Here is a 14173-nt window from a genome sequence, read left to right on the forward strand (position 1 = left end):
AGAGGAGGCAAAGACGGGATTGGGTCCGACATTCCCGAACCCAACAAAAAAGGGAGGGCAGCGGAGCCCGGCCTACCCTCCCCCCCCCCCCCGCCGCGTTGTGCTGAATTCAGGCGAGATTGAAGGGCTCCGGGGCGCTGCGGACCGAACCGAGTTGCGCCACAACGGTGTAGGGGCCCGCCGGAACGGGAACGCGGTCGCCCGAGCAGTTGGGCTGGGAGGTGGCGCCGGACCAGGTGACGGTGAAGGCGGCCTGCTGGCCGGGGGCCAGGGTGTGCAGGTCGGGGGTGCCGTCCGGGTAGCAGTCGGTGCTGGACCACAGCCTGCGCTGGCCGTCCAGGGACTGGACCTGGACCAGCTGCAGGCCCGACCCCATGTCGCGTTCGCAGGCGGCGCTGGAGATATTGGTGATGACGATGCCGAACTGCGGCTGCTCGCCGACCCGGTACGTGGGCTGCCCGACGGTCACCTTCACGGCGAGCGACTGGTCGGGGCACAGACCCAGCGCGGCGGGAGGGATGGCGGTCGGGGCGGCGGCGGCGGACGGCTTGGCCGCGCTCGGCTCCGGGGCGCTCGCGGAACTGCTCGCGGCCTTGGTGGTGGCCGCGGCGCTCGAGGTGGTGGCCTTGGCGTCCGTCTTGTGGTCGCCGCCGCCCTTCAACAGCGCGAAGGGCACCCAGATCACCAGCGCGAGGCCGAGCACCATCGCGCCGATCGCGACCGCGCGACGGCGCCAGTAGATTTCGGGTGGCAGTGGTCCGTTCGGTTCCAGCACGGTGTCAACGGTAAGGGCACCGTCCGGGTCATCCCGAGCAGGGTGTCGGCGTGTCGGAGGTGAAAGCGCCTACGGGGGCGGTAAATTCCGCCGCCCGCGGGAGCGAAACGCGCATCCCCGGCAGAACCGACGCCACCCCGTTCGAGCCGGGCTAGACCACTTCGCCGATGTTGCCGATGACGCGGTGCAGCTTGATCTCGCCGTCGCCGAGGTTGTAGGTGACACAGGCGATGGCGCACTCGCCGGTGGCCACCCGCTGGGAGATGATCATCGACCGCTGCATGAGCAGGCGGGCGGTCTCCTCGACGTGGCGGGCCTCGAGCTCGTCGACCGATTCCAGGCCCTCGCGCCGGCCGATGAGGATGGACGGGGTGACACGCTCGACGACCGAGCGGATGAACCCGCCGGGGACGTTGCCGTGGTCGAGGGCGTCGATGGTGGCGCGGACCGCGCCGCAGCTGTCGTGGCCGAGCACGATGATCAGCGGCACCGACAGCACCTGGACGCCGTATTCGATGGAGCCCAGCACCGAGGCGTCGATGACGTGACCTGCGGTGCGGACCACGAACATGTCGCCGAGACCCTGATCGAAGATGATCTCGGCGGCGACGCGAGAGTCGCCGCAGCCGAACAGAACTGCCGAGGGCTGCTGCCCGGCGACGAGCTTGGCCCGGTCGGCCGCGCCCTGGCTAGGGTGCTGCAACGTGCCGTTGACGAAGCGCTCGTTGCCTTCGCGCAAGGCTTTCCAGGCACTGATCGGGTTGTTGTGCGGCATGTGTCCCATTTTCCATAGCCCTCTGGTTACCGGCGAGTCCTCAGCGTTACGGTCGGGCAAAGACGCGCCGACCGGATCGCTGCGCGCCCGGTGAGCCGCCGGGTGGGCGGAAACCGGCCTCGCCGAAATGGATACCATCGCGCGTGGCGGCGTGCGGGATTTCCCGGCTCCGAAACGGCCGGGAGGAGGCGAAGGTGGACAGCGACGCGCTCATCGACTGGTATCGCGAGACCGCGCGGGACCTGCCGTGGCGACGGCCCGGCGTCACGGCGTGGCAGATCCTCATGAGCGAGATCATGCTGCAGCAGACGCCGGTGGTGCGGGTCGAACCCATCTGGCGGGAGTGGGTGGCCCGCTGGCCGGTGCCCTCCGCCATGGCGGCCGCACCGCAGGGCGACGTCCTGCGGGCCTGGGGCAAACTCGGCTATCCCCGGCGCGCGCTGCGGCTGCACGAGTGCGCCCGGGTGCTGGCCGACGAGCACGGCGACGAGGTGCCGGCCGACGTGGACGTGCTGCTGGGCCTGCCCGGGATCGGGGCGTACACCGCCCGTGCCGTGGCCTGTTTCGCGTACGGCCAGCGAGTTCCGGTGGTGGACACCAATGTTCGCCGCGTGGTGGCCCGCGCCGTGCACGGCCGCGCCGAGGCGGGCAATCCGGCGAACCGCGATCTCGCGGAAACCGAGTCCCTGCTGCCCGCGCGGGTCGACCGGGCCGCCGTCATGTCTGCCGCCCTGATGGAACTGGGCGCGCTGATCTGCACCGCGCGGACCCCGGACTGCGAGCGCTGCCCACTTCCCGTGTGCGCCTGGGTCACCGCGGGCCGCCCGGCCTCCGAGGTGGTGCGGCGCGTGCAGAAGTACGAGGGCACCGACCGGCAGGCGCGGGGCCGCCTGCTCGACGTCCTGCGCGGGGCGTCGGGTCCGGTGGAGCGGGTTCGGCTGGACCTGGCCTGGACTCGCGATCCGGGCCAGCGGGATCGGGCCCTGGATTCGCTGCTGGTGGACGGCCTCATCGAGCAGACCCCCGACGGCCTGTTCGCGCTGGCGGGCGAGGGCGGCTGATCGCAGCCGGTTTCGCGGGATCCGGCGCGAAACTCAGGCGGCGACGAGGACTCCGCGGCGATTGCGGATGCGGCTGCCCACCACCCGGCAGATCAGGTAGATCGTGAACGAGATGGTGGTGACGAAGGTCGAGATCGGGACGCCGGGGGCCAGCGACAGCAGAATGCCTCCGACGGCGGCGATCTCGGCGAACACGATCGACAGGATCGCCACCCGGGCCGAGCTGGCGGTGAGCTGGGCGGCCGCGGCGGCGGGAGTGATCAGCAGCGAGAGCACCAGCAGCGCTCCGACGATCTGGACGCCGAAGGCCGCGGTCACGCCGAGCAGCACGGCGAACACGATGGACAGCGCCCGCACCGGAACACCGCGCGCCACCGCCACTTCCGGATCCGCGCTGGCGAACAGCAGCGGGCGGTAGACGGCGGCCAGCACCACCAGCACGGCGGCGGTGCAGGTGGCGAGCAGGCCCAGCCCGGAATTCCCGACGCTGACCACCTGACCGGTCAGCAGTGAGAACTTGGAGCCCGCGCGTTCCGGGCCGAGCCACAGGAACAGCACCGACAGGCCGAGGCCGAAGGACAGCACCACGGCGATCACCGAATCACGTTCGCGGGCACGGGAACCCAGCACGCCGAACAGCACGGCCGCCACCACCGAACCGATGATGGCACCCAGGCCGACGCCGATGCCGGCCAGCAGCGCGGCCGCCGCGCCGGTCAGCGAGAGCTCGCTGGTGCCGTGCACGGCGAAGGACATCTGGCGGCTGATGATGAGCGGGCCGATGGCCCCGGCCAGCAGGCCGAGCAGGGCGGCGGCGAGCACCGCCTGCTGCACGAAGTCGTAGGACAGCAGATGGGCGGTGGTGGCGACGTCGAACATCTGCGAGAACAGCTTGGACAGCTTGTCGATCATGCCCGCGCCTCCGGTGCCTGCTTGCTGTGGCTGTGCTTGTCTTCGCCATGGCTGTGCCTGTTTTCGCCATGGCAGTGGGCCGCACCGGATTCGCCGAGGGCGTCCATGGCGTCGCCGGTGCCGACGACCACCAGGCGGCCCCGCACGCGCAGCACGTCCACCTCGGTGCCGTAGAGCTCGGAGAGGGTCTCGGAGGTCATGACCTCGTCGGGCGTGCCGATCCGGAACTGCCCGTCGACCAGGTACAGCACCCGATCCACCAGCGGCAGAATGGGATTGATCTCGTGCGTCACGAACAGCACCGCGGTGTCGTGGGTGCGCCGCCGCCGGTCGATGAGCTCGGAGACCAGCCGCTGATTCGCCGGATCCAGCGACAGCAGCGGTTCGTCGCACAGCAGCACCCGGGGATCACCGGCCAGCGCCTGCGCCACCCGCAGCCGCTGCTGTTCGCCGCCCGAGAGCGCGTCCAGCGGCGCGTAGGCGAACCTCTCCGCTCCCACGGCCGAGATCGCCGCCGCCACTTTGCGTTTGCGTTCCCTGCGCCCGCGCAGCCCGAGCCCCCACCGATGCCCGTCCACCCCGAGCCCGACGAGATCGACCCCGCGCAGCTGCGCCCCGCCCTCGATGGTCTTCTGCTGCGGCACATATCCGATATCCGGATTCCCCACCCGCACAGGCGATCCCGCGACCTCCGCGGTTCCCGCGGTCAGCCCCAGCTGCCCCAGCAGCATCCGCATCAACGACGTCTTCCCGGACCCGTTGGGCCCCAGCACCGCAATGAATTCCCCCGGCGCCACCTCGAGATCCAGCCCCTGCCACAACGTCCGCTCCCCGAACGACAGCCGCGCATTCGACAGCCGCACGGCCGGTGCGCCCCGGCCGCCGTGTGCGCTGCCTGCGCCCGTAGCCGGCGCGCCGGCGGCAGCGTTCGCCGTCGTTTCGACCTGCGCCGCAATGGTGTTCGTATCGGCGGTGAGGGCACAACCGGCTTCGGGCGTCGTCACGCCGGCGTCGGGTGCCTGCGCGGCCTGCGCGGGGTTCGCGGTCATGGTGGTACTCCCGGATGCGGCGGTCGGTCAGGAGAGGGCCTTGGCGAGGGCCTGGGCGTTGTTCGTCATCCAGGTGACGTAGTCCAGGCCCTTGGGGAGGGTTTCGGTGACCTCGACGACGGTGACGCCGGACTTGTCGGCGGTGGCGCGCAGGTCCTTGGTGAGTTTGTCCTCGGTCTGGATGTTGTAGACGAGGGTGCGGACCTGCTTGGCGCTCAACAGGTCTCGCACGGTGGCCACGTCCTGGGGCGCGGGGTCGGTGCCCTGTTCGACGGCCTCCTGGAAGGCGTGCGGGGTCTTGTCGTCGGCCTTGGCGGCGGTGAGCAGGTAGGCGGCGAGCGGCTCGGTCTGCAGGACCGGCTGGTTCGGGTGCTCGGCGGCGATCTTGGCGGTCACGGCCTCGATGGGGGCCAGCTGCGCGGCGAAGGCGGCGGCGCGGTCGGTGAAGGCCTGCTTGTGGCCGGGGTCGATCTCGCCGAGGGCGTCGGCGATGTGCTGGGCGATGTGGCCGACCTGGTGCAGGTCGTACCAGACGTGCTCATTGGCCTCGTGGTCGTGACCGGCGGCCTCGGTCCGCGCGGAAGTCGGTGCGGCCGAACCGCTCTCGTGCGCGTGATCGCCTTCGGTGGCGATGTCGAAGGCGTTGACCGTCTTCGTGTTCCGGCCCGCGATGGCCTTGTCGATGAACTCGTCGTAGTGGCCGCCGTTGTAGACGACCAGCTTGGCGTCGGTGATCTTGGCGGCGTCGGCGGGGGAGACCTCGAACGAGTGCGGGTCCACCGTGGGGTCGTCGATGATCGATTCGACGGTCACGTCCGGCCCGGCGACGGCCCGGGTGATATCGCCCCAGACATTGGTGGAGGCGACGACGGTCGGCTGATCGGAACTCTTGGCACTGCCGCAGGCGGTCACGGTGGCGACCGTCGCAAGTCCGGCGGCGAACACGGCGAATCCTCGGGCGAAGCTGGTGGTCACGCGGGGTACTCCTGGCACTGCGGCTTACTAGTAACGAAAACGATTGCCATTTGAATGTAGCGCAAACGACCGTTAGGTCCCTAGCCCCAGGTTGAGATGTGGCCTGCGACACCTGCGGCCTACCTCGGCCCCGCGCAGAAAACGGCCCCCGCGAACAGATGTTCGCGGGGGCCGCTTCGGTCGTGCGGTGCGGTCCGGCCTAGGTCATCGCCGCGACCGGCAGGCTCAGCAACTGCGCGCAGCGGAGCAGGCCGAGGTGCGAGTACGCCTGCGGGTGGTTGCCGAGCGAGCGTTCGGCGACCGGGTCGTACTCCTCGGAGAGCAGACCGGTCGGTCCCGCCACATCCACCAGCTGAGCGAACAACGCCTCGGCGTCCTCCCGCTTGCCGATGAGCAGGTACGCCTCCACCAGCCAGGCGGCGCACAGGTGGAACCCGCCCTCGCCGCCCGGCAGCCCGTCGTCGTGGTGGTACCGGTACACCGTCGATCCGCTGCGCAGCTCGGCCTCGGTGGCCACCACGGTGGCCGCGAACCGCGGATCCGAGGGATCGATCAGCCCGCTGAGCCCGATGTGCAGCGTGGCGGCGTCGAGGTCGGTGCCGTCGTAAGCCGCTGTGTAGGACTGGACTTCGTCGTTCCAGCCCTCGGTGCGGACCTCGTCGGCAATGGTGTCGCGCAGCGGCTCCCACTCGGGATCCGCCGGCCGCCCGAACTGCCGGGACAGGGTGAGCGCCCGGTCCACGGTGAGCCAGCCCATGACCTTGGAGTAGACGTGGTGGCGCGGATTGCCGCGGATCTCCCAGATGCCGTGGTCGGCCTCGCGCCAGCGGCGCTGCACCGCGGAGACCATGGCGTGCACCAGTTCCCAGTCCGCATCCGGCAGCGCCTTCGCGGGATCGTTGATGCCCTTGCGTTCCCGCGCGTGCGCGAGCTGGGAGATGAGATCCACGATGGGCCCGAACACGTCCAGCTGCACCTGCATGTTCGCCGCGTTGCCGACGCGCACCGGCCGCGAGCCGGCGTAGCCGGGCAGCTGGTCGATGACGGCCTCGGGGGGCAGCGTCTCGCCGTAGAGCGTGTACAGCGGGTGCAGTCGCTCGGGTCCGGGCAGGGTCTCGAGCACCCGGTGCACCCAGGCCAGCAGATCCTCGGCCTCGCTGAGCGAGCCCAGCGAGACCAGCGCGGACGCGGTGAGCGAGGCGTCGCGCAGCCAGCAGTAGCGGTAGTCCCAGTTGCGCACGCCGCCGATGTCCTCGGGCAGCGAGGTGGTGGCCGCGGCCAGGATGGATCCGGACGGCGAGTGCACCAGCCCGCGCAGGGTGAGCGCCGAGCGCTTCATCAGATCCGGCTTGAGCGGCGGCAGTTCGAGCGTGCCCACCCATTCGGCCCAGTACCGCTCGGCCTCCCGGCGGCGGTCCGACTCGGCCCGCATGGCGGGTGCGAGATCGGAGGTGCCGCAGCGCATTTCGAGCACGATCGGTCCCTGGCGCGGGTCGACCACGGCGCGGGCGGTGTGGTGGTTGCCGTCGTCGATGATCTCCCATTCCACGCCGGGGGAGCGCAGCACGATCGGATCGTTGGGGCCCTCCACCTTGAGCCCGCCGGTGGCGGGCAGCAGCCGCACCGGCACCTGCCCGAATTCGGGGCGCGGCGCGAAGGTGATGACCGCTTTGGCGTCACCGGTGATGACGCGGGTCAGGTCGGTGCGCTCGGGTACCACGTCGTGCGGCAGGTAGTCGACGACCTGCAAACTGGACCAACGGGTTTCGACGGTCATGGTGCCGTCGACATAGCGCTGCGACAGCGGCAGGCTGGCGCGCTCGGGCTGAATGGTGAAGTGGCCCGCGCCCGGTCCGCCCAGCAGATGGGCGAAGACGGCGGCGGAATCGGGTTCGGGGTGGCACAGCCAGGTGACGGTGCCGTCCGGTGTGACAAGGGCTTTGGAGCGCGGGCTGGCCAGCATGGTCAGCCGCTCGATTCGAGGGGCGGAGGCACCTGCCAACCATGTGCGGCGTTCCTCGAGGAGGAACGCCAGCGCCTTCGACACCTCCTCGGTGCTGGCTACCCGGTATTCGGCCAGCGATTCGCCGTCGCCGACCTTGATGCCGACGTCCGGTCCGGAGAGGCGTTTGAAGGCCTTCTCGTCGGTGACGTCGTCGCCGATGAACAGTGCCGCCGAGGCGCCCTGCTGATGCCGGACGATATCGAGTGCCGCGCCCTTGTCGGTCTCGACCACCGCGAGTTCGATGACCTCCTTGCCCTCCGTGGTCTGCACGCCGACCCAGCTGGCCGGGCCCTGGCGCACCGCAAAGACTGCGCGACGGCCGATTTCGGGGCTGGCATTGCGGACGTGCAGGGCCACACTGGCCGGTTTGATCTCGACGGAAGCGCCCGGATTGTCCTGAGCGATCTGCGTCAGGGTCGTGGTGACCTCCTGCAGCAGCTGTTTCGCGTCGTTGTCGATGGCGTGCACGAAGCCGACATCGAATTCCGAACCGTGACTACCGATCAGCTGCACCTCGACAGGCAGCCGGGACAGGGCCGCGAGATCGCGCAGGGCGCGACCGGAGATCACGGCGGCGGTGGTTCCGGTGAGTCCGGCGAGAGCGCGTAAGGCACTCACCGACTCCCGATGGGGATAGGCCTTGGTCGGGTCGGAGACGATGGGCGCGATCGTCCCGTCGTAGTCCGAAGCGACCAGCAACCGTGGCACGCGGGCGATGGCCGACAGGGCACGGCGAAGTTCCAGTGACAAATCCTGTGCGCTCACGCATCCAACCTAGTGATCGGAGGAGATTTTTCAGGGCGCGAGTGATGCTACTGGGTCTTGATTGCTCACTCGTGTGTGCGGTGATACATAGCGTTTACAAGACACTTCCGGGTCGTTCACGCTTTTTGTGAGACACGCGCGGGTTGCTCTGCGTTCACCCCAGCTGACCAGCGGGGTTCCAGCAAACGCGCAACGGGCTGCCCGGTTCTCCGGACCGGGCAGCCCGTTGCGCATCGAGCGAACGCAAGTGTGCGTTCGTGCTATTCGTTGCCGCTGCCGCTGCCGATGAGCAGATCGACGGTGAGCTCCAGGCGCTCGGTCACATCGGTGGCCGAGGCGCGGCGGGTCAGCCACGCAACCAGATTCGACAGCCACACATCGGAGATGACGCGGGCGATGGCGAGCTGGCGGTCGCTGGGAACCTCGTCGGAGAGGGCACGGGCGAAGAACCGGTCCATCACCTTGCCGACCCGATCGACCTCGGCCGCCGCGGAGGCGTCGGCGAACATGAAGGCGCGGGTCATGGCCTCGGTGAGCAGCGGGTCGCGCTGCATGGCCCGGGTGACCTGGGTGAGCAGCAGGTGCATGCGCTCCTGCGGGGTGGCGCCGGCGAGCGGCTTGCGCCGGCCCTCGAACTGCTCGAATTCCCGGGCCAGGGCGGACACCAGCAGGTGCACCTTGGACGGGAAGTACCGGTAGAGCGTGCCGACGGCGACATCCGCGCGTTCGGCGACCGCTCGCATCTGGACCGCGTCGTAGCCACCCTTGGACGCCAGCGCGAGCGTGGCGTCGAGGATGCGCTTGCGTCGGTCGCGCTGCGCCGCCGAGCTCAGATCCTCCTCGCTGAGGGTGGTGACGGGCGCGGTGCGTCCACCGGGCACCCCGTCGGCGGCCTGCGATCGGGAGGGACTGGCCATCGGTTGAGAGTCCTTTCCTGCACGAATCGTTCGGTTCATCTCACCCAGCGTCGACTGGGCACGAGTTCGTACCGCGTCCGGGACGGCGCTTGACTTCGGCCCGGCTCGAACATTAGAACATGTTCTAGGAGCTGAAGTCACGCCGGAAAGGCGGTATGGAGTGTGACCATAGCCACCACTGACGAGCATAAAGCCGTCCAGGAGTCGATGCGCGGATGGGCAACTGCCGTGCGCCCGATTGCAACAATGCGTTCCAGAGCACAGGCGGAACTGCGTTCCGGCGCGCCCGATTTCTGGCGCGAGTACTGGCCGCGCCTGGCCGATCTCGGAATTTTCCGGGTCGCGGTGCCGGAGGAGGCCGGGGGCGCGGGTGGGACCGTCGGGGATCTGGCCGTGCTGGTGGAGCAGGCGGCACATGACCTGGTCGGCGGACCGGTGCTCTCGACGGCGTTGGCGGGACTCGTCGCCGGCGAGGCGCTCGACGAGATTACGCCATGCGGCGTCGCGCTCGCGGGCGAAATCGCAATATCCGTGGGCGAATCGGGCGCCTCGGTGTCCGGTGAGTGGGACTCGGTTCCGGGCGCCGCACCGGGTACGGCGGTGCTGGTCCCGGTGCGCGACGGTGATCGTCACCTGTGGGCGCTGATCGACGCCGACGCCGCCGGGCTGACCGTGGAGCCGCTGGCCGGCATCGACAAGACCGTGCCGGTGGCGCGCGTGGTGTGCGCGGACGTCGCCGTGGCCGCGGATCGCCTGTTCGAGCCCGGCTTCTCCGTGCTGGACCTGGCCGCCACACTGGTCGCCGCCGAGGCCGCGGGCATCGCGGGCTGGTGCCTGGAGACCGCCACCGAATATGCGAAGGTGCGCGAACAATTCGGGCGCAAGATCGGCGAATTCCAAGCGGTCAAACACATTTGCGCGTGGATGCTGTGCCGGGCCGAACAGATTCGCGCCGTCGCCGCCGATGCGGCCGCCGCGGCGGACAGCGGTAGTGCGGAACTGCAGCTGGCCGCCGCCGTCGCCCTGTCCATGTCGCTGGATGCCGCGGTGGAGAATGCCAAGGATTGCATTCAGGTTCTGGGCGGAATCGGTTTCACCTGGGAGCACGACGCGCATCTGTATCTGCGCCGGGCCACCGCGCTGCGGCAGCTGCTGGGCGGCACCGCGCGCTGGCGGGCCCGAGTCGCCGAGCTGACCCTGGCCGGCATGCGCCGCACGGTCGGCGTCGACCTGGGCGCCGACGGCGAGCCCGGATCCGACTGGGAGACAGCCGGTCTGGATGCCGCCGAGGCGGCCGTGCTGGCGGCGGACCTGGCCAAGATCGCGGCGCTGCCGGAGCCGGAGCAGCGGGTGGCGCTGGCCGAGGCCGGACTGCTGGCCTCGCACTGGCCCGCGCCCTACGGTCGCGGCGCCGGACCCCTGCTGCGCACGCGCCTCGACGACCAGATCCGCCAGGCGGGAATCGCGCTGCCGGACATCGCGATTGCCAACTGGGCGATCCCGACCCTGCTGCAGTGGGGCACCCCCGAGCAGATCGAGCGTTACGCCATGCCGACGCTGACCGGTGAGGTCATCTGGTGCCAGCTGTTCTCCGAGCCGGGCGCCGGGTCTGACCTGGCAGCGCTGCGCACGGTGGCCGAGCGGGTCGAGGGCGGCTGGAAGCTGCGCGGCCAGAAGGTGTGGACCTCGCTGGCGGATCGCGCCACCTGGGGCATCTGCCTGGCGCGCACCGACGCCTCCGCGCCGAAGCACAAGGGCATCAGCTACTTCCTGGTCGATATGAAGAGCGCGGGGCTGGATATCCGGCCGCTGGTGGAGATCACCGGTGAGGCGCGCTTCAACGAGGTGTTCCTCGACGACGTCTTCGTGCCGGACGACTGCCTGGTCGGTGAACTCGGCAATGGCTGGAAGATCGCCCGCTCTACCCTGTCGGCCGAGCGGGTCGCCATGGGCGGCAAGGGAATCGGGGACGAGCTGGAGGCATTGATCGCCGCCGCGCCGGCCTCGGGTCCGGGCGCGGAGCTGGTCGCGGACCGGCTCGGCGGGCTCATCGCGGAATCGGTTGCCGGAACATTGTTGGAAGCTCGTGCGGCGCAGAAGCTGCTGTCCGGCGGGGACCCTGCCGCGCAGAGCAGCGTGCGCAAACTGGTCGGTGTGAGACACCGGCAGGCGGTAGCGGAATTCGCCGTCGAACTGTCTGGTGCGGCGGGCGCTCTGGAAACTGACGCGGTGAAAGAATTCCTGCTCACACGCTGTTTGTCGATTGCCGGCGGTACCGAGCAGATCCTGTTGACCGTCGCCGGTGAACGGATCCTCGGGTTGCCCCGCGAGTCGCACGGCTAGTCCACACCTGAACCGGGAGCATTGCATTGGACTTCACCAGGGACGAGAGCCAGGACGCTGTCGCCGAGGTTGTCGTAAGTTTGCTGGAACGCGACAGCGCGCGTGATGTCGCGCTGTGGCCGATCATCGCGGACAGCGGCCTGCTGGCCGTGCCGCTGCCCGAACGCTTCGGCGGCGACGATATGGGCCTGCTCGAGGTCGGGGCCATGCTCACCGAGCTGGCCCGCGCCGCCGCGCAGGCGCCCGCACTGGTCACCCTCGGCTTCGGCGTGCTGCCGCTGAAGGCGATCGGCCTGCCGGATGCCCTGGCGGAAAAGGTGTTTCCGGCCGTGGCCGAGGGCGCGGTGCTGACCGCCGCCCTGCACGAGCCCGGCTCGCCGTTCACGGTGAAGCCGGAGACCACCGCGGTGACCGACGGCGCCACCGTGCGGGTCACCGGCCGCAAGGTGGCGGTGCCCTACGCCGACACCGCACGCTGGATCCTGGTGCCCACCGACAGCGGCATCGCCGTGGTGGACGGTGACGCCGCGGGCATCACCCGCACCGCGAGCCCGACTTCCGATGGCGTGCCGGAGTTTTCGCTCCAGTTCGACCAGGTCGTGATCGCGGCCGAGCAGCTGCTGCCCGGCGGGCTCACCGAACTGCACCGGTTCGCGCTGGCGAGCCTCGGCGCGGTGGCCGACGGCCTGCTCGCCGGCGTGGTCTCACTGACCGCCGAGCACGTTCGCACCCGTCAGCAGTTCGGCCGCCCGCTGGCCGAATTCCAGGCTGTCGCACAGCAGATCGCGGATGTCTACGTGGCCTCGCGGACACTGCACGCGGCCGCCTGCTCGGCGACCTGGGCGCTGGCTCAGGACGAGCAGGGCGCCGAGCACCTGGAGCGCATCGACGACGATCTCGACGTGCTGGCGTACACGGTGGCGGCGGAACTGCCCGCGGCCATGCAGAAGTGCCACCACCTGCACGGTGGTCTCGGGGTGGATATCACCCATCCGCTGCACCGCTACTACTCACAGGCCAAGGACATCGCCCGCTGGCTCGGCGGCGAATCGTTCCGGCTGGACCGTTTGGGAGCCAGATGTTCATCGAACTGACCGCGGAGCAGCGCAAGCTGCGCGACGAACTGCGCACGTACTTCACCGGTCTCGTGACTCCCGAAGAGGAGGCCGAGATGCTGGTGAACCGGCACGGTGACGCCTACCGCGCGGTGGTCAAGCGCATGGGCCGCGACGGCAAGCTCGGCGTCGGCTGGCCCAAGGAGTACGGCGGGCAGGGCTTCGGGCCGCTGGAACAGCAGATCTTCTACAACGAGGCGGTCCGTGCCGACGTGCCGGTGCCGCTGGTCACGCTGCTGACCGTCGGCCCGGCGCTGCAGTCGTTCGGCACCGAGGAGCAGAAGCAGAAGTTCCTGCCCGGAATCCTCACCGGCGACGTGCATTTCGCCATCGGCTACTCCGAGCCGGACGCCGGCACCGACCTGGCCGCGCTGCGCACCTCCGCGGTGCGCGACGCCGACGGCGACTGGATCGTCAACGGGCAGAAGATCTTCACCACCGGTGCGCACGAGGCCGACTACGTCTGGCTGGCCTGCCGCACCGGTTCCGCGGAGTCCCGGCACAGGGGCATCACGATCCTGATCGTGGACACCAGGGATCCGGGCTACTCGTGGACGCCGATCATCACCGCCGACGGCGCGCACCACACCAACGCCACCTACTTCGACAATGTCCGCGTCCCCGCGAACATGATGGTCGGCGAGGAGAACGGCGGCTGGAAGCTGATCACCACCCAGCTCAATCACGAGCGGGTGAGCCTGGGCCCGTCCGGCAAGATCGAGCAGCTCTACCACCGGGTGCACGACTGGGCGCAGGCCCAGGGCGTGCTCGGCGAGGCCGACGTGCGGCGCTCGCTGGGTCGCCTGCACGCCATGACGCGGCTGAACGAGCTGCTGAACTGGCAGGTGGCCTCCAATATGGAACGCCCCGACGCCGACCAGCGCGATGTCATCGCCGACGCCTCGGCGACCAAGGTGTTCTCCACCGAGGCGCTGCAGCAGGCGGGCCGCCTGGCCGAGGAGCTCGTGGGCCGCTTCGGTGATCCCGCCGACCCGGCCACCGCGGAACTGCTGGTCTGGCTGGACAAGCGGACCAAGCAGAACCTGGTGGTGACCTTCGGCGGTGGCGTCAACGAGATCATGCGCGAGCTGATCGCCCAGATGGGCCTGCGCCTGCCCAGGGTCCCCAGATAGGAGCCACCCAACCGTGGAGAAGACGTACCCCAGGCGGACGAGATCATGCGCACTGTGCCCGATGGCCCAGATGGGCCTGCGCCTGCCGCGGGTTCCGCGCTAGATCGCAGAGGAGAGAGCGTGACGAAGAGTTTCACGGCCGACGAGATCCGCGAGGGCTTGGAGAAGATCAAGGCGGACGGTGAGTCAGCGGCGCGCGCGGGGCGCGATCCGATCAACCAGCCCATGATCAACAACTGGGTCGAGGCCCTCGGCGACGCCAACCCGATCTACGTGGACGAGGCCGCCGCCAAGGCGGCCGGGCACCCCGGCATCGTGGCCCCGCCCGCCATGGCGCAGGTGTGGACC

12 protein-coding genes are annotated in these 14173 nt (G+C 69.8%); 5 read left to right on the forward strand and 7 right to left on the reverse strand.

The features are described from left to right. Positions 1-109: 109 nt before the first annotated feature. A complete protein-coding gene (locus ACFXN1_RS49650) occupies positions 110-775 on the reverse strand; it encodes a hypothetical protein (protein ID WP_379445180.1) in 666 nt (221 codons plus the stop codon). Between the two features lie 151 nt (positions 776-926). Then, entirely contained in the window at positions 927-1550 is a 624-nt protein-coding gene (locus ACFXN1_RS49655; RefSeq protein WP_379398239.1) for a carbonic anhydrase, read from the reverse strand. A gap of 194 nt (positions 1551-1744) precedes the next feature. Between ACFXN1_RS49655 and ACFXN1_RS49660 the strand changes: the two genes are divergently transcribed. Beyond that, positions 1745-2611, forward strand: a complete 867-nt coding sequence (locus tag ACFXN1_RS49660) for an A/G-specific adenine glycosylase (protein ID WP_379445179.1) — start codon at positions 1745-1747, stop codon at positions 2609-2611. A 33-nt stretch (positions 2612-2644) separates the two neighbouring features. Here the strand turns inward: ACFXN1_RS49660 and ACFXN1_RS49665 are convergent, their stop codons facing one another. The 5 genes from ACFXN1_RS49665 to kstR form a co-directional block, all read right to left on the reverse strand. Beyond that, the gene (locus ACFXN1_RS49665) at positions 2645-3523 is read right to left on the reverse strand and encodes a metal ABC transporter permease (RefSeq protein WP_379445177.1); all 879 of its coding nucleotides are present in this window, start codon (positions 3521-3523) and stop codon (positions 2645-2647) included. Next, positions 3520-4572: a metal ABC transporter ATP-binding protein gene (locus ACFXN1_RS49670; protein WP_379445176.1), complete on the reverse strand. Its 1053-nt coding sequence runs from the start codon at positions 4570-4572 to the stop codon at positions 3520-3522. Before ACFXN1_RS49670 ends, ACFXN1_RS49665 begins: the two co-directional genes overlap by 4 nt. Positions 4573-4599: 27 nt before the next feature. Next, on the reverse strand, positions 4600-5547 hold the full coding sequence (locus ACFXN1_RS49675) for a metal ABC transporter solute-binding protein, Zn/Mn family (protein ID WP_379445174.1): 948 nt from the start codon (positions 5545-5547) through the stop codon (positions 4600-4602). 199 nt (positions 5548-5746) lie between these two features. Beyond that, positions 5747-8317 carry a trehalose-phosphatase gene (gene otsB, locus ACFXN1_RS49680; protein WP_379398229.1) on the reverse strand — a complete coding sequence of 857 codons (2571 nt, stop codon included), beginning with the start codon at positions 8315-8317 and terminating at the stop codon, positions 5747-5749. 260 nt (positions 8318-8577) lie between these two features. Continuing rightward, positions 8578-9234 (reverse strand): cholesterol catabolism transcriptional regulator KstR, encoded by a 657-nt coding sequence (gene kstR, locus ACFXN1_RS49685; protein ID WP_379398227.1) that lies wholly within the window; start codon positions 9232-9234, stop codon positions 8578-8580. Between the two features lie 162 nt (positions 9235-9396). Between kstR and ACFXN1_RS49690 the strand changes: the two genes are divergently transcribed. The 4 genes from ACFXN1_RS49690 to ACFXN1_RS49705 form a co-directional block, all read left to right on the forward strand. Then, positions 9397-11577: an acyl-CoA dehydrogenase family protein gene (locus ACFXN1_RS49690; protein ID WP_379445173.1), complete on the forward strand. Its 2181-nt coding sequence runs from the start codon at positions 9397-9399 to the stop codon at positions 11575-11577. A 26-nt stretch (positions 11578-11603) separates the two neighbouring features. Beyond that, complete coding sequence (locus ACFXN1_RS49695; protein ID WP_379445172.1) at positions 11604-12671, forward strand: acyl-CoA dehydrogenase family protein; 1068 nt, start codon at positions 11604-11606, stop codon at positions 12669-12671. Next, positions 12656-13825 carry an acyl-CoA dehydrogenase family protein gene (locus ACFXN1_RS49700; protein ID WP_379445170.1) on the forward strand — a complete coding sequence of 390 codons (1170 nt, stop codon included), beginning with the start codon at positions 12656-12658 and terminating at the stop codon, positions 13823-13825. The genes ACFXN1_RS49695 and ACFXN1_RS49700 overlap by 16 nt, the downstream gene beginning before the upstream one ends. Positions 13826-13945: 120 nt before the next feature. Continuing rightward, positions 13946-14173, forward strand: a 228-nt coding sequence (locus tag ACFXN1_RS49705; protein WP_379464082.1) for a MaoC family dehydratase N-terminal domain-containing protein, incomplete at its 3' end; no start/stop codon positions are given.

The organism is Nocardia sp. NPDC059154 (genome assembly GCF_042755705.1).
GTDB lineage: Bacteria > Actinomycetota > Actinomycetes > Mycobacteriales > Mycobacteriaceae > Nocardia.

Bases quoted from the DNA above. Each gene is read 5' to 3' on its own strand.
- ACFXN1_RS49655 (WP_379398239.1), bottom strand. From the start codon at position 1,550: ATGCCGCACAACAACCCGATCAGTGCCTGGAAAGCCTTGCGCGAAGGC.
- ACFXN1_RS49665 (WP_379445177.1), bottom strand. From the start codon at position 3,523: ATGATCGACAAGCTGTCCAAGCTGTTCTCGCAGATGTTCGACGTCGCC.
- ACFXN1_RS49670 (WP_379445176.1), bottom strand. From the start codon at position 4,572: ATGACCGCGAACCCCGCGCAGGCCGCGCAGGCACCCGACGCCGGCGTG.
- kstR (WP_379398227.1), bottom strand. From the start codon at position 9,234: ATGGCCAGTCCCTCCCGATCGCAGGCCGCCGACGGGGTGCCCGGTGGA.
- ACFXN1_RS49700 (WP_379445170.1), top strand. From the start codon at position 12,656: ATGTTCATCGAACTGACCGCGGAGCAGCGCAAGCTGCGCGACGAACTG.